The organism is Pseudomonas sp. 2, from assembly GCF_056627435.1.
Genome location: NZ_JBWXNG010000011.1, coordinates 127,437 through 142,906 on the forward strand (window position 1 = coordinate 127,437; position 15,470 = coordinate 142,906).

The 15,470-nt window shown below is 59.0% G+C and carries 15 protein-coding genes and 1 tRNA gene; 7 read left to right on the forward strand and 9 right to left on the reverse strand.

All coding sequences use genetic code 11. The features are described 5' to 3' along the window. Positions 1-174: 174 nt before the first annotated feature. The 3 genes from ampE to AC1MEK_RS18920 all read right to left on the reverse strand — a co-directional run bounded on the left by ampE (position 175) and on the right by AC1MEK_RS18920 (position 4,060). Positions 175-1,011, reverse strand: coding sequence for a regulatory signaling modulator protein AmpE (gene ampE / locus AC1MEK_RS18910; RefSeq protein WP_480397794.1), 837 nt, complete (start codon positions 1,009-1,011; stop codon positions 175-177). A gap of 15 nt (positions 1,012-1,026) precedes the next feature. Further along, on the reverse strand, positions 1,027-1,575 hold the full coding sequence (gene ampD / locus AC1MEK_RS18915; protein ID WP_480397795.1) for a 1,6-anhydro-N-acetylmuramyl-L-alanine amidase AmpD: 549 nt from the start codon (positions 1,573-1,575) through the stop codon (positions 1,027-1,029). Positions 1,576-1,822: 247 nt separating this feature from the next. Continuing rightward, entirely contained in the window at positions 1,823-4,060 is a 2,238-nt protein-coding gene (locus tag AC1MEK_RS18920) for a DUF1631 domain-containing protein (protein ID WP_480397796.1), read from the reverse strand. 417 nt (positions 4,061-4,477) lie between these two features. Here AC1MEK_RS18920 and nadC point away from each other — a divergent pair, with 417 nt between their 5' ends. Continuing rightward, on the forward strand, positions 4,478-5,326 hold the full coding sequence (nadC, locus tag AC1MEK_RS18925; RefSeq protein ID WP_480397797.1) for a carboxylating nicotinate-nucleotide diphosphorylase: 849 nt from the start codon (positions 4,478-4,480) through the stop codon (positions 5,324-5,326). Between the two features lie 166 nt (positions 5,327-5,492). On the opposite strand, the gene AC1MEK_RS18930 is transcribed toward nadC, so the two are convergent. Both AC1MEK_RS18930 and AC1MEK_RS18935 read right to left on the reverse strand, forming a co-directional pair. Beyond that, a tRNA-Thr gene (locus AC1MEK_RS18930) sits at positions 5,493-5,568 on the reverse strand. A 95-nt stretch (positions 5,569-5,663) separates the two neighbouring features. Beyond that, complete coding sequence (locus AC1MEK_RS18935; RefSeq protein WP_480397798.1) at positions 5,664-6,218, reverse strand: pilin; 555 nt, start codon at positions 6,216-6,218, stop codon at positions 5,664-5,666. A gap of 83 nt (positions 6,219-6,301) precedes the next feature. Here AC1MEK_RS18935 and pilB point away from each other — a divergent pair, with 83 nt between their 5' ends. From pilB to yacG, 5 genes are read left to right on the forward strand one after another with little or no spacing between them, the layout of a single operon-like run. Continuing rightward, positions 6,302-7,996, forward strand: a complete 1,695-nt coding sequence (gene pilB / locus AC1MEK_RS18940; RefSeq protein ID WP_480397799.1) for a type IV-A pilus assembly ATPase PilB — start codon at positions 6,302-6,304, stop codon at positions 7,994-7,996. A 2-nt stretch (positions 7,997-7,998) separates the two neighbouring features. Continuing rightward, entirely contained in the window at positions 7,999-9,216 is a 1,218-nt protein-coding gene (locus tag AC1MEK_RS18945) for a type II secretion system F family protein (protein ID WP_480397800.1), read from the forward strand. A 2-nt stretch (positions 9,217-9,218) separates the two neighbouring features. Next, on the forward strand, positions 9,219-10,091 hold the full coding sequence (locus AC1MEK_RS18950; RefSeq protein ID WP_480397801.1) for a prepilin peptidase: 873 nt from the start codon (positions 9,219-9,221) through the stop codon (positions 10,089-10,091). Continuing rightward, on the forward strand, positions 10,088-10,708 hold the full coding sequence (gene coaE, locus AC1MEK_RS18955) for a dephospho-CoA kinase (protein ID WP_480397802.1): 621 nt from the start codon (positions 10,088-10,090) through the stop codon (positions 10,706-10,708). Before AC1MEK_RS18950 ends, coaE begins: the two co-directional genes overlap by 4 nt. Continuing rightward, a complete protein-coding gene (gene yacG / locus AC1MEK_RS18960) occupies positions 10,708-10,911 on the forward strand; it encodes a DNA gyrase inhibitor YacG (protein WP_480397803.1) in 204 nt (67 codons plus the stop codon). Before coaE ends, yacG begins: the two co-directional genes overlap by 1 nt. 68 nt (positions 10,912-10,979) lie before the next feature. Here the strand turns inward: yacG and AC1MEK_RS18965 are convergent, their stop codons facing one another. After that, entirely contained in the window at positions 10,980-11,666 is a 687-nt protein-coding gene (locus AC1MEK_RS18965; RefSeq protein ID WP_480397804.1) for an energy-coupling factor ABC transporter permease, read from the reverse strand. A gap of 226 nt (positions 11,667-11,892) precedes the next feature. Between AC1MEK_RS18965 and AC1MEK_RS18970 the strand changes: the two genes are divergently transcribed. Continuing rightward, a complete protein-coding gene (locus AC1MEK_RS18970) occupies positions 11,893-12,792 on the forward strand; it encodes a LysR family transcriptional regulator (RefSeq protein WP_480397805.1) in 900 nt (299 codons plus the stop codon). A 157-nt stretch (positions 12,793-12,949) separates the two neighbouring features. Here AC1MEK_RS18970 and AC1MEK_RS18975 read toward each other — a convergent pair whose 3' ends face one another. The 3 genes from AC1MEK_RS18975 to AC1MEK_RS18985 are packed head-to-tail and all read right to left on the reverse strand — an operon-like array spanning position 12,950 to position 15,424. Continuing rightward, a complete protein-coding gene (locus AC1MEK_RS18975; protein ID WP_480397806.1) occupies positions 12,950-13,903 on the reverse strand; it encodes a 2-hydroxyacid dehydrogenase in 954 nt (317 codons plus the stop codon). A gap of 30 nt (positions 13,904-13,933) precedes the next feature. Beyond that, positions 13,934-14,698 carry an SDR family oxidoreductase gene (locus AC1MEK_RS18980; protein ID WP_480397807.1) on the reverse strand — a complete coding sequence of 255 codons (765 nt, stop codon included), beginning with the start codon at positions 14,696-14,698 and terminating at the stop codon, positions 13,934-13,936. Positions 14,699-14,728: 30 nt separating this feature from the next. Then, positions 14,729-15,424 carry a fumarylacetoacetate hydrolase family protein gene (locus AC1MEK_RS18985; RefSeq protein ID WP_480397808.1) on the reverse strand — a complete coding sequence of 232 codons (696 nt, stop codon included), beginning with the start codon at positions 15,422-15,424 and terminating at the stop codon, positions 14,729-14,731. Positions 15,425-15,470: the final 46 nt, after the last annotated feature.

Sequence of the window (15,470 nt, forward strand, 5' to 3'; positions counted from 1 at the left end):
GATAGGGAACTAGCTTGCTATCAAAGCGCCACCGTTAATATTCCGGGAATATCTTTGCGTGACCTGTGGGAGCCGGCTTGCTGGCGAATGCGTTTGGTCAGACACCCATGAGTTGAATGACACACCGCATTCGCCAGCAAGCCGGCTCCCACAGGTGCGGTGTTCAGCCTTAGGTCAGATAAACAACGTGCACAGCGCAAATCCGACGTACCAGACAATCGCCGCACGAATCAGCAACTCCCACAGCACATCCAGGCTGTTCACGCCTTCGGCACCCACCACCGGCGCCGGTACTTCTCCAGCCACGCAGCCCACCTTGGTGATCAATTGCGCGGCGCTGATGTTCCAGTTCAGCAGCTCACCGAGCATGACCCGGCTGACCGCCACGAAGTTGCCCACCAGTGCGAAACTCGCCGCCAGCAAACGCACCGGCACCCAGTCGAAGGCATGACGCAGCTGGGTGGCGCGCTCGATCAGCGGCTGAGTCTTGCCATGCTCGGCCGCCAGTGCCAGCAGGCGATAGGCCAAGGCCGCGACCGGGCCCAGCAGGAAATACCAGAAGATCACCGCAAAGAACCCCTGATACACCTGCCACAGCAGGTAGGTCTGCGCGCCACCGAGCAGTTGCTCTTCGTTCTCGGCGCGCACGCCCAGATCGCGTTCGGCCACTAGCACGGCCGCTTCCTGATCGCCCCGCCGACAGGCATCGCGGAACGAACCCAGGTTGGCCTTGATGTCGCCGCGCCCCAGGCTGTAGATCAGCACCAACAGATGAATCGGCAGCGCCAGCCAGCCATACGCGACAGAACCAACGATCCACAGCACTAGAGCCAGGACCAGCAGCGGCAGCAACACGATCAGCGACAGAATCCACCACGGGCGCTTGGCCGTACTCGGGTTCGATTCCAGCCGGCTCAGTTGGTACAGCCACGGCGCATCACGTTGCACACGCTGACGCAGGGCGGAAAACTTCTCGATCCACACCGCCAACAGCAACACCAGAAAACTCATCACCTGCTCCTTGATTCAATCCTGTAAAGCCGCACGAAACCGCGCCCAGTCAAAGCATGGACCCGGATCGGTCTTGCGTCCCGGGGCGATGTCGCTGTGCCCGCAAATACGCTGCGTAGTGATCGCAGGCCATGCCGCCTGCAACTGCTGGGTCAGCGCGATCAGCGCTTGATACTGGGCGTCGGTGAACGGCTGATCGTCAGTGCCTTCCAGCTCGATGCCGATGGAGAAATCGTTGCACGTCTCGCGCCCCTCGAAGAACGAGACGCCGGCATGCCAGGCCCGATCCAGACAGGAGACGAACTGGGTCAGCTCACCATCACGCTCGATCAGAAAATGCGCGGACACCCGCAGCTCAGCGATGCCTTCAAAGTAAGGGTGTTCGGTGACGTCCAGACGGTTCTGGAAGAACTCCTGAACCTTGCCCGTCTTGAACTGCGCGGGCGGCAGGCTGATGTTGTGGATCACCAGCAGCGAGATTTCCGCCTCGGGGCGGTCATTGAAATTGGGCGAAGGGCACGGATGCGCGCCGTGGCACCAGCCCGTGGCAGGGTCCAGTCGCATGGAGGGTCCTTAGAGCGTGGATCGACAGCGGCCAGTATGCCCGCGATGAGAGACGATGTGGGGAGCAATGGTGATTCGATGTTGCGAAGCTGCGCTGCTACGACGGGAATGAGGTGTTTCGGTAATTTCGCGGGCGTACACGAAACCGTAGCAGCACGGCTTGCCGGCGGGAGCGGTGTGTCAGGCAATACATCTGTCACAGACATATCGCTCCCGCCGGCAAGCCGTGCTGCTACGGGATGAGGATTCAACCCTTGAGCTTGCGCAGATTGCCCAGCACTGACTCAAGCGCACGGTCAAACAGCAGCGAATCATCCAGCACGCGAATCGCCCCGCGACGAAACTCCACCGCCAGACCCATGCGGGTTTTCTCGAGCACCTTCATGCCGGTGCGATTGACGAACACATAACGCCCGCTCGGCTCGACGATGGCCGCCAGCTTGCAGCGCAGCTTGTGGTCTTCGTCTTCCTGAATCTCGACCCAACTGCCCAGGCGCAATTTATCGACCTGCAGCAGCCCTTCGTCATTCTCGGGCAGGCTCAATGCCGGCTCGCGCAGCACTTGCTCACCGGGCGCGACCAGCACGATCTCTTCCACCACCGCCATCATCGACGGCCCCTCGTCCGCTTGCTGAGGTGCCTCGGTTTCCGGCTGAGGAGCACGCGCCGCATAGCTGAACGCCTGCACATGCAAGGCTTCGAGCTGGCTGAAAAACTCACTGGTGGCGAACGGGTCGAACGCCGCGCTGCTCAGGCCATCGCGCAACGACTTGAGCAACCCGGGCACCAGTTCCAGCAGGCGCTGACGGGCCTCGGGCTCATCGTGCGGCTCGACGCTCCAGATCAGATCGTCCATGGCCTGCAAACCCGACTGCCACTCGGCGGACTGCTCGCCATGCTTGAGGCAAGTCAGCAGCAACACCTTGCTCCACGCCTCCTGCAGCAAGCGCACCACCACCTCGGGCAGCGTCTTGCCCAGCAGGCGATCATTGAGCGCCTGTTGCACCTGCTGACGCGCCAGCTCGGCCAGCGCGCGGCCCTCTTCGGCGTCGCGGGTGCGTTGTTCGAGCAGTTCACTGCGGCGGCGCTCATCGCTGGTAAACGCGAGGAAGTCCACCAGCAGTTCGGTGAAGATCGCCGGGTCATCAACGAAGTCGTGCAACAAGCGCTGCACGATTTGATCGATGCGGGTGTACAGCGAGTCGCGCTGGCTGTCGTCGCGCCCGCCCCAGCCCAGCGCCGCCGATGCGATCTCGTTGAGCAGCCGCCGCGCCGGATGGCTGCCACGGCTGAAGAAACTCTTGTCGATGACCGCGACTTTCAGCATCGGGATCTGCAGCCGGCCAATCAGCGCGCGCAGCGAGCTGGGCAAGTTGCGGTCGTCGAGAATGAACTCGAACAGCATCGAGATCAGGTTAATCACGTCCTCGTCCATCGTGCCGACGGTGCGGAACTTGCCGCTGCGTGCGCTGACCCGGCCGATGAGTTGCTCCAGCTGCGCGCGCAGGTCGAAGTCGTCCGGCGTCTCGGCGCGAGGGACATATTGCTGAAGATGCGAGAGCAGGCGCAGCAGGTCCTGGCTGGAGATCGGCCGCGCCTCGGTGACACTGTCCGGGCGCGGCGTGAGGTTGCCGCGCACATGCACCAGCAACTCCTGCAGCGCACCGAAGACTTCCTGCACGCTCTTGTCGAGCTTCTCGGCGGCCTGCACCAGCGCCGCGCTGTCGGCGCGCTGGGCTTCTGCGGTTTGCGCGGTGGCCGTCGAACGGTCGGTGGAGCGACGCGACGGCAGCACTTTCAGCTCCGGCAGCACACCGGCGGTGATCAGCAGGTAATTGGCTTCTTCGTAGAGCTGGTCGGCGTTGCTCAGCGCGTACTTTTCGAACAGCTTGAGAATGATCAGCTTGACCTTGATCTCCACCCCCAGATTGCGCCCGGCCTGCAAGAAGAAATCGCACAGCAGGGTCGGCCCCATGGGGTTGCTTTCATCGGTCAACGTCTGAGGAATCAACTCATTCAAACGGGTGGTCAACTGGCCCAGCGCCACGCCGTCGCGGTTCATCACCTTGGTGACCATGGTGTCCACGGCGACCGTGCGCTCCAGGTCGTCGTTGTGGACCAGCGCCAGCTTGTCGAAGGACACCGGGTCGGTGAGGATCGGCTCGGCGATTTCGTACTGGCCAAGCCGCAGGAAGGCTTCGAAGAATTTATCGAGGAAATTGCGCTCGATGCTTTTGCGCTTCAGGCGCAGGTCGCGCATGGCTTCGAAGAAGATGCTCTGCTCGGCGTTGTTGCGCGCCCGGTCGGCCATCTCGAACAGCGTGTCATCGGCGTTATCGAAAAGGGTCTGCAGGCTTTCCTTGAGTTGCTGGGCGGCCTTGTCGCGCACCTGCAACAAAACGACAGGCAGCCGAGCGACAGGCGAAGCGCCCGGATGATCCGGGCTCGTCTTGCTCAAGGGCACCACTTTAGGGTCGTTCTGCATCAAGGACTCCATTCTTTCAACCACCACTAACAACAGCTACTGCATCAGCCACAACCTGAAACCAGATGAAGAAGACCTCCATCTGGACGGATCTCGAATGTGTAGTCCCTGGGGTGTTTCGGCATACGTCAAGGCTATGACGTCAAAGCTCTGACAGCAATCGAGGCGAATTATCTTTGAAATGCCTTCCGCTCGCCAGCGGTCTCGTTGTCGTGGTCAAAAACTTCACCGTACTACAAGCGTAGGACCAGTCGGAGCGGCACGTGCAGCGATAGACCGCGAAAATCGCGTTCTGTCGCATAACAGGTGAAAAAACCGACAAAATGCAGGTCAGGCGCGCAAATGGATGGCGCGGCGTGGGTGGGTTGGTGCTGTCGACTGCCTTATACTCCGGCCACTTAGTAAGTGGAGTCCGATATGCCGAATCTACGTCTTGCCGCCCTGACCGCTGAAATCGAAGCCAACGTGCGCCGCGCGCTGCTCGAAGACGTCGGCAGTGGTGACATCACCGCGCAACTGATCCCCGCCGAGCGTCTGGCCAAGGCCACCGTGATCTCCCGCGACGACGCGGTGATCGCCGGTACCGCCTGGGTCGACAGCGTATTTCGCCAGCTCGATCAGCGCGTGGCCGTGCACTGGCAAGTCGCCGACGGCGAACGGGTCAAACCCAACCAGGCCCTGTTCCACCTCGAAGGCCCGGCCCGCTCCCTGCTCACCGGCGAGCGCAGCGCCCTGAACTTCCTGCAGATGCTCTCGGGCGTGGCCACCCGCGCCCAGCACTACGCCGACATGGTCGCCGACACCCAGGTCAAACTCCTCGACACCCGCAAGACCCTGCCCGGCCTGCGCCTGGCCCAGAAATACGCTGTCACCTGCGGCGGCTGCCACAACCACCGCATCGGCCTCTACGACGCCTTCCTGATCAAGGAAAACCACATCGCCGCCTGCGGCGGCATCGCCGAAGCCATCACCGCCGCCCACAAGATCGCCCCCGGCAAACCGGTGGAAGTGGAAGTCGAAAGCCTCGACGAACTCAAACAGGCCTTGGCCGGCGGCGCCGACATCATCATGCTTGACGAGCTGTCCCTGGCAGACATGCGCGAAGCCGTCCGCCTCACCGCCGGCCGCGCCAAGCTCGAAGCGAGCGGTGGGGTGACTGATGCGACCTTGCGTACGATTGCGGAGACGGGGGTGGATTACATCTCGATTGGTACATTGACCAAGGATGTGAAGGCGGTGGATTTGTCGATGCGGTTGAGTATTTGAGGCTGCGAAACCTGTAGGAGCGCGCTTGCCCGCGATGTGTTTTTTCAGGCCTACATTGGGGCCTGGAGGATCGTTTTCGCGAGCAAGCTCACTCCTACAGGTCATGCGTTACGCGGACAGCAGACATGAAAAAGCCCGGTCGTGATGACCGGGCTTTTGGTGTTGCTGGTGCCGAAAATAGGAATCGAACCTACGACCTTCGCGTTACGAGTGCGCTGCTCTACCGACTGAGCTATTTCGGCTTTGCTTTATATCTCAGCCGACACCCAAGGAGATGTCAAACACAGACTGGAGGCCTTGCTCAACACTGGCGCTGCCTGATTAGCATGCAGCGACATCACTTGCAGGAGGACGGACGGTACTTCGCGTCAATCGAACCAGAGCATGTCCATACGATAGTGTTGTTAGTGCCACCGGTATCAGGGGTAAGGGTGATAGTCTTGCCCTGAATAGCCTTGTTGGCGTTAGTGGTGTTGGCTGTGGCAGTAATGATACCCGTCTTGATTCCAACGCTCGCAGTGTAGGTCCCAGAGGCACCGCCGTACCCAGCCGCGGCTTCGTCAGCGGGCAACGAGCCTTTGGTTTGGTAATATTCTGTGACCGCGACTTTAGCGCCATCAGTCAGGCCCATCAATTCGGTAGCCTGAGCACGAATGGTGTAATCCTGATACGCAGGCAATGCAACAGCGGCCAAAATGCCGATGATCGCAACCACAATCATCAATTCAATCAACGTAAAACCGTTCTGAGTTTTCATCGCTACTACTCCAAGCGTTAAAAGTTTCAACCCACTCCTCTCAGCACGAGCCGTGCCAAAACAAGCGCCAACAAAATCATGATGCGTAAAGCCATCCGAGCATATCCACTCCTCCTGAACAGCAAAACCTGACATTTTTTGTCACCAGCCGTTGCAAAATTTGGCACCGAAGGCTGACTACGCTATAAACGGACTATTGTCTGTGTCTGGTGGCTGTAATGACTGATGTCGTCCTCACTGGTTTGGCGAAGCAACTCGTCGTAGCCGAACTCCTCAATGAAAAAGCTGCCCAACAGGCTTACCTGCAAGCTCGCCGCGACAAGGTCTCGCTAGTTAATTACCTAGTGCAAAACAAGCTGGTCAAGAGCCTGACACTGGCGGAGCTTGCTTCCGAGCAATTTGGCCTACCGTTCCTTGACCTGAGCACACTCGACAAGGAAAGTCAGCCTAAAGGGCTCGTCAGCGAAAAGCTTGTGCGCCAGCACTCTGCACTGCCACTTTGGCGCCGCGGCAACAAATTGTTCGTCGGCGTATCCGATCCAACAAATCATCAAGCAATTACCGACATCCAGTTCAGTACCGGCCTCAACACCGAAGCAATTCTTGTAGAGGACGACAAGCTCACAGCAGCAATCGAGAAGTTCTTCGATAGCAACGTGGGTTTGGGTGATATGTCGGATGTCGATCTGGGACTTGAAATTGAAACGGTCGACGATAGCAAGGAAAATGCGATTGGCGGGCAGGACGCTGATGATGCCCCTGTAGTCAAATTCGTCAACAAAATGCTGATGGACGCAATTCGCCTTGGCTCATCCGACCTACATTTCGAACCCTATGAAAAAATTTTTCGCGTTCGTTTGCGTACTGACGGCATTCTTCATGAAGTAGCCAAGCCTCCCACCCAATTGGCTGGTCGTATTGCAGCACGCTTGAAAGTCATGGCTGGGCTCGATATCTCCGAGCGACGCAAGCCGCAGGACGGTCGGATCAAGCTACGCATTTCCAAAAGCAGAGCTATCGACTTTCGCGTCAACACACTGCCGACTCTCTGGGGTGAAAAGATCGTGATGCGAATCCTTGACCCAACAAGTGCACAAATGGGCATTGATGCGCTGGGTTACGAACCAGACCAAAAGGCTCTGTATCTCGACGCGTTGAGCAAACCACAAGGCATGATTCTGGTAACTGGCCCCACCGGCTCAGGTAAAACCGTATCGCTTTACACCGGGCTGAACATTCTGAATACCCCGGATATCAACATTTCGACTGCAGAAGACCCCGTCGAGATCAACCTGGAAGGTATAAACCAGGTCAACGTCAATCCCCGTCAGGGCATGGACTTCTCACAGGCCTTACGTGCATTTCTGCGTCAGGATCCAGACGTAATCATGGTCGGTGAGATTCGAGACCTAGAAACTGCCGAGATTGCGATCAAGGCCTCACAAACCGGTCACATGGTGCTGTCCACGCTGCACACCAACAGCGCCGCAGAAACGCTGACGCGTCTGCACCATATGGGAGTTGCAGCATTTAACATCGCGACTTCAATTAATCTGATTATTGCCCAGCGTCTGGCCCGGAAGCTTTGCCCTCACTGCAAGAAAGAAACTGAAATTCCTCGAGAAACGCAACTCACGGAAGGCTTTCCAGAGGACAAGATCGGAACGTTCAAACTGTACGCTCCCGCCGGTTGCGAACAGTGCAATGCAGGGTACAAAGGCCGTGTGGGTATCTATGAGGTAGTCAAAAGCACTCCTGCACTGGAACGGATTATCATGGAAGAGGGTAATGCACTGGAAATTTCCGCCCAGATGCGCAAAGACGGCTACAACGATCTTCGCACTTCCGGACTCATGAAGGCCATGCAGGGTTTGACCAGCCTTGAGGAAATCAACCGCGTAACCAAGGACTGAGCATGCCAGCCAAAGCAGTAAAAGTCAGTGTTTATGCCTGGGAAGGGCTGGACAAGAAAGGCACCAAGGTTACCGGGGAGCTGAACGGCCACAATCCTGCACTGGTCAAGGCTCAGCTGCGAAAGCAAGGAATCAATCCGACCAAGGTGAAGAAAAAGTCTGCTCCCCTATTCGGATCAGGGAAGAAAATCAAACCGCTTGATATCGCTTTTTTCAGCCGTCAGATGGCGACCATGATGAAAGCTGGAGTTCCTTTGTTGCAGTCGTTCGACATTATCATTGAGGGCTCAGAAAATCCGAACATGCGTAAATTGGTGGACGATGTAAAGCAGGAAGTCGCGTCAGGGCACAGTTTGGCGACATCACTTAGAAAGAAACCTCTGTACTTTGATGATCTTTTCTGCAACCTAGTTGATGCAGGCGAACAAGCAGGGGCTCTGGAATCTCTGCTTGATCGAGTGGCTACATACAAAGAAAAGACAGAGTCGCTCAAAGCCAAGATAAAAAAAGCCATGACCTATCCAATTGCCGTAGTAGTTGTAGCCTTCGTCGTAACGATGATACTACTTTTAAAAGTCGTTCCACAATTCCAAGATATTTTTGCTGGTTTTGGCGCTCAACTTCCCGCATTCACCCTATTAGTGATAGGCATATCCCAAATAGTTCAAGATTATTGGTGGATGCTAATTGGAGTAATAATTTTCGCGATCATTGCTTTCAAGCGTGCACATAGGACATCTGAAAAATTCAGAAATTTTATAGATCGAAGCTTGCTAAAGCTCCCCATAATTGGACAACTACTTTATAAGTCAGCTGTCGCGAGATACGCTCGCACCCTTTCTACTACGTTCGCCGCTGGTGTTCCACTAGTCGAGGCTCTAGACTCTGTAGCAGGCGCGACAGGAAATGTAGTATTCAGAAACGCCGTGCAGAAAGTAAAACAAGATGTTTCAACAGGAATGCAACTAAACTTCTCAATGCGCAGCACGGGAGTATTTCCGATGCTAGCTGTTCAGATGACCGCCATCGGAGAAGAGTCCGGCGCTCTTGACTCCATGCTCGATAAAGTTGCAACTTACTACGAAGACGAGGTCGACAACTTGGTCGATAGCCTAACAAGTTTAATGGAACCGATGATCATGGCCGTGCTAGGTGTCATCGTCGGTGGCTTGGTCATCGCGATGTACCTACCTATCTTCCAACTCGGCAACACGGTCTAACCATGTCCCTCCCCGACTTCCTGGCCAGCTCTCCGCTGGCCTTCGCTTTTTGCGCGCTGGTTTTAGGCCTGCTGATCGGCAGCTTCCTCAATGTAGTCGTCTATCGCCTCCCAAAAATGATGCTGCGCGACTGGAAGATTCAGGCCCGCGAAGTCCTGGAACTCCCGCCTGAGCCTCAAGCAGAAACCTTGAACCTGCTCCTCCCCCACTCCCGCTGCCCGCATTGCTCGCACAAGATCCGCGCATGGGAAAACCTGCCAGTCATCAGCTATCTGTTTTTGGGTGGCAAGTGTTCGAGTTGCAAGGCGCCGATCAGCAAGCGCTATCCGTTGGTGGAGCTGGCCTGTGGGTTGTTGTCGGCCTTTGTGGCCTGGCATTTCGGCTTTGGCTGGCAGGCGGGTGCGGTGTTGGTGTTGAGTTGGGGGTTGTTGTCGATGAGTCTGATCGACGCCGATCATCAGCTGTTGCCGGATGCGATCGTTCTGCCGCTGTTGTGGCTGGGGTTGATCGTCAATGCGTTCGGCCTGTTCGCTTCGCTGACGGATGCGTTGTGGGGCGCGGTATTTGGCTATCTGGTGCTGTGGCTGGTGTTCTGGTTGTTCAAGCTGCTCACGGGCAAGGAAGGCATGGGTTACGGCGACTTCAAGCTGCTGGCGATGCTCGGCGCCTGGGGTGGCTGGCAGATTCTGCCGTTGACGATTCTGTTGTCGTCGATTGTCGGCGCGGTGCTGGGGCTGATTCTGCTGCGTTTGCGCAATGTTCAGACCAGCACGCCGATTCCGTTCGGCCCGTATCTGGCGATTGCGGGGTGGATCGCATTGCTGTGGGGTGATCAAATAACCACTTCATATTTGCAGATCGCCGGTTTTCGATGACTTCTTCTGCTTCAACACCCTGGATTCTGGGCCTGACGGGCGGCATTGGCAGCGGCAAGAGCGCGGCTGCCAAGTGCTTCGTGGATTTGGGCGTTCACCTGGTGGACGCCGATAACGCCGCCCGTTGGGTGGTGGAACCAGGGCGTCCGGCCCTGGCGCAGATTGCCGAGCACTTTGGTGAAGGTGTGCTGCAGGCTGATGGCACGCTGGATCGCGCGGCGCTGCGTGAGCTGATCTTCAAGGACCCGCAGCAGCGGGCCTGGCTGGAAGGCTTGCTGCATCCGCTGATTCGCGAGGAAATCCGCGAGTACCTGGCCCGCGCGGAATCGCCCTACGCGATTCTGGTCTCTCCGCTGCTGCTGGAAACCACTCAGCATCAGATGGTCCAGCGGGTGCTGGTGATCGATGTGCCGGAAGCGCTGCAGATCGAACGCACGGTGCTGCGCGACAAGACCAACGAGGAACAGGTGCGGGCGATTCTCAAGGCGCAGACCACTCGCGAAAATCGCCTGAGCCGCGCCGACGACGTCATCGTCAACGACCGCGACCCGGCGTGGCTGAAAAGCGAGGTCGAGCGGCTGCATCACTTTTATCTAACTTTGCGTGGAGGCCAATGATGAGCCAACCAATGACCGTCAAATGCCCAACCTGCGGAGCGCCTGTGGAATGGACGCCTGAGAGCAAGTTCCGGCCGTTCTGTTCCGACCGTTGCAAGCTGATCGACCTGGGCGCCTGGGCGTCCGAAGAGCATGCGATTCCGGTCGCGCCGGATGCCGAAGACGAGTTGTTTTCCGGCGAGCTGGAGCCACGTCAGCACTGACTCTATGCATTCGCAGCGCTCTTCGTGAGCAAGCTCACTCCCACAATGAGAAGCGTTGAACATTCGATTCAGGTATCACCATCATCCACCCAGGGCTCGGACAGGTACCGCGTGCGGTTGAAGGTTTCGAGCCACTCGGGGCAGAACACCACCAGCGCGGTCACGATCACACCGTTGATGAAAGCTTCGGGGAAGATGATCAGCCACAGATACCCGATGAAATCGCCCAGCCACTCTGGCATGGCGAACAGCCCGCCCGTCCACAGCAACGCCATCGCCAGCAACAGGCAGAGCAAGGCCGTCAGCGCTGCGGCGAAGAATCCGGAACAGAAGATGTAGGTAAATGGGCTCTTGGGTTGTGCGCGCTCGACCAGCAGGCAGCAGGCTTCGGTGACCATGACCGGAATGCCGACCAGCAAGACCCCGTTGACGCCCATCGAGGCCAGGTCCTGGTGCCCCATCGACAACATGCCCAACTGGGCCACCAGGCCGCCCACGATCGCCAGCGGCCAGTTCAGCAATAGCGTCACGGCGGTCATGCCGATGAAGTGATAGGACACGCCGGTGTCGAAATCGCGGCGCAGCAGCCAGAGCAGAAACAGGGCGAATACGGTACCGAACAGCACGTGCTGGCGGCGGGTGTCAGTGAACAGCTCGATCCACGGGCAGCGCCACAGGGCCCAGAGAATGACGGGCAAATAAAGCACCCAGCCAAGGATCATGGTTTCGGGGGTCAGTACTTGTGCTCCGATCATGGCAAACACTTCTTATGGGTTCGGATTAAGAGCAGCCTACACCTTTTGAAAAGCCTGCGTGTCAGACCCGATAACACCGCAAAGCGTAAGTTTATTCACCTGCGGCGCTGTAAGAAGATGTGTGGCGCCGTGTCAAAAACCGGCCTGTAACAAACCATTTGTCGGTTTCATTTATCGGGGTGAATCCCTAGACTTTGCGCTCATTGTTTCCCTTCAAGAGACACTTATGGATCGCATCGAATGCATGCGCGCGTTTGTCGCCACGGTCGGCGCCAACGGCTTTGCCGCAGCAGCCCGCGCACTGGACGTGCCCCGCTCGAAAGTCAGCAAACAGATTCAGGCGCTGGAAGAGGCCATTGGTGTGCAATTGTTGCAACGTACTACTCGCAGCCTGCACCTGACCGAAGCCGGTGCCGAGTACTACGATGCCTGTCGCGATGTCATCGCCGCGCTGGACGAAGCCGAGCAGCGTGCGCGCACCGGCATGGGCGAGATTCGTGGCGTGCTGCGGGTCAACGCGCCGATGTCGTTTGGTCTGAGTCGGCTGGGGCCACTGCTGCCGCTGTTCAACGAGCGCCATCCGAATGTCGAGCTACAGATTGTGTTGAGCGACCAGCAGGTCGATCCGGTCAAGGGCGGCTTCGACGTGACAATCCGGATTGCCAGCCTGCCCGACTCCTCGATGGTCGCGCGCTCCCTGGCACCAGCGCCACGGTTGATGGTCGCCTCGCCGGAGTACCTGGCCAAGCATGGCGAGCCGCAGTCGCCCAAGGACCTGGCCAATCATCAGTTCCTCAGTTATGGCTACCTGCAGAGCGGCATCAGTCTGCAACTGTGCAACGGCAAGGAAACCCAGCGGGTCACGGTCAGCGGGCCGCTGCACGCCAACAACGGCGACATCCTGGCGCAGGCGGCGGTGTCGGGGATGGGGATCGCCCTGCTGCCCAATTTCATCATCGAGCGGGCCGTGGCCGATGGTCGGCTCAAGCCGGTGTTGTGCGAGTGGCAGGCGCCGGCGATTTCGGTGAATGCGGTGTACCCGTCGGCACGCCGGGTGCCGATGAAGACGCGGGCGTTCATTGATTTTCTGGTGCAGGAGCTGGCGTTGGGGTCGGCGGGGTTTTAAGCCGGTTCACCGGCTTGAAAAGCGCGAACTTGCGAACCTCAAACCTGTGGGAGCCGGCTTGCTGGCGAATGCGTCCGTCCAGATACGCATGAGTTGAATGACCCGCCGCATTCGCCAGCAAGCCGGCTCCCACAATATCGAGCGAAATACCCGATACTTATGCGACGGCGCCGACCGGCTCACACCCGCTCAACACGACCTCCAGGCTCGCCAACACCATCTGCCCCATGCGCGTACGAGTCTGCACAGTGGCGCTGGCGCGATGCGGCTGCAGTACGACCGTTTCCAACCCGAACAACGCCTCTGGCACATTCGGCTCGTCGACGAACACATCCAGCCCCGCGCCAGCAATCGACCCGGACTCCAGCGCAGCGATCAGCTCAGGCTCATTGACCAGGCTGCCGCGCGCGACGTTGATCAGGTACCCCTCGCTGCCCAGCGCGGCCAGTACCTGGGCATTGATGATGCCTTTGGCCTTGTCCGCCGCTGCCGCCACGATCAGCGCGTCGCTCTGGCGAGCCAGTTCTACCAGATCACTGACGAAGGTATAGGGCACGTCGCTCATCGGGTTGAGGTCGGTGTAGCTGATCGGGCAACCGAAAGCCGCAGCGCGGGTGGCGACAGCGCGCCCTACCCGGCCCAGCCCGACGATCCCCACACGCATGCCACTGAACTGGCGCGCCAGAGGCAGCGGCACCAGCGGCGTCGGTGTCCTGGCCCACTCGCCCGAACGCACATAGCGATCACCGGTGCCCAAGCCGCGGCACGCGGAAATCAGCAGGCCGATGGCAAGGTCAGCGACGTCTTCGGTGAGCGCGCCGATGGTCGCGGTCACGCGAATGCCGCGATCCCGCGCGTAGGCCAGGTCCACCGCATCGGTGCCGACGCCGTTGACCGCGATCACTTCGACTTTCGGCAATTGTTCCATCACCGCGCGGGTGATGCCGGTGTGCCCGCCGGTCACCACGCCGCGAATGTTGGCGCCGTGTTCACGCAGGTAGGCAGCCTTGTCGGTCTGCTGAAAGTAAGGGCGCACGGTGTACAGCTCGTTCAGGCGCGCGTTGATTTCCGAGATCAGGATGGGGCTCAGTTGCAGGATTTCAGGTTTCATCAGTGTCTCGCTCTTGTCGGTGCGGTCAGATCAGCCACGGCCCACGAAAGGCATGTTGGTGGCCATGACGGTCATGTTCAGGACGTTGGCCGACAGCGGCAGCGCCGAGATGTAACGCACGGCGTCGGCGATGTGTTTGACGTCGATCATCGGCTCCACCGCGATCGAGCCGTTGGCCTGGCGCACGCCCTTGGTCATGCGCACCGACAGCTCGGTCAGCGCGTTGCCGATGTCAATCTGGCTGCAGGCGATGTTGAATTCGCGACCGTCCAGCGCCAGGCTCTTGGTCAGGCCCAGTACCGCGTGTTTGCTGGCGGTGTAAGGCGCGGTGAACGGGCGCGGCACGTGGGCGGAAATCGAGCCGTTGTTGATGATCCGGCCGCCCTGCGGCGACTGCTTGCGCATCAGGCCGAATGCGCCGCGGCTGCACAGGAAAACCCCGGTGACGTTGGTGTCGATCACGCTCAGCCATTTCTCCACCGGCAGCTCGTCCATCGGCACGGCTGGCGCGTTGACGCCTGCGTTGTTGAACACCACATCGAGGCGGCCGTAGACCTCTTCGATGGTCGCGAACAGCCGGTCGACGCTGGCCGGATCGCGCACATCGGTAGACACCGCCAGCGCCTCGCCGCCCTGCTCGCGGGCCAGGGCCACCAGCTCTTCCAGCGGCTCGATGCGGCGGCCAGTCACCACCACTTTGTAGCCATCTTCCAGCAACCCCAACGCCACGGCGCGACCGATGCCGCTGCCTGCACCGGTGACCAAGGCGATTTTCGAGAGCGATTGTTCTGTCATTGTTGTTCTCCTGTTGCCTGTGAGGGTGAGTCAGGCCGCGCGACGGCGACCGACCCGGACTTCGAATTCGCCGACACCTGTGATGCCGCCATTGATCACATCGCCCTCTTGCAGCGCTGCCACGCCAGGCGGGGTGCCGGTCATGATCAGATCACCCGCGCGCAAGTGAACCGAGCGGGAAAGCTGGCTGATGACTTCGGCCACCGACCAGATCTGGCATTCCAGATCCGAGCGCTGACGTTCCACGCCATTGACGCTGAGCCAGACCGCGCCCTGGGTTGGGTGGCCATGAACTTGCACCGCACGGATTGGCGTGATCGGCGCCGAGCCATCGAACGCCTTGGCCGGCTCCCAGGGATTGCCCACCGCCTTGGCCGCCATTTGCAGGTCGCGGCGGGTCAGGTCCAGCCCAGCGGCGTAGCCCCAGACATGCTCCAACGCCTGCGCTTCGCCGATCTGAAAACCGTCCCTGCCGATGGCCACCACCAGTTCGATCTCGTGGCAGAACTGCTCGGTCTGGCAGGGAAAATCCAGCTCGCCCGTGGCATCGATCACCGACGTGGCCGGCTTCATGAAAAACGCTGGCACTTCACGCTCACCGCTTTGCACATCGCCCCAGTGATAATTGCGGCCCAGGCAAAACACCCGGGCAATGGGAAAACGCGCGTCACTGTCGGCAACCGGCAGGCTGGAAGTACGCTGGGGTTCGAATACAAAGTTGCTCATGGAATTTCCTCAGGGCACTTGGCCGTTTCATCCAGAGACTACGGGA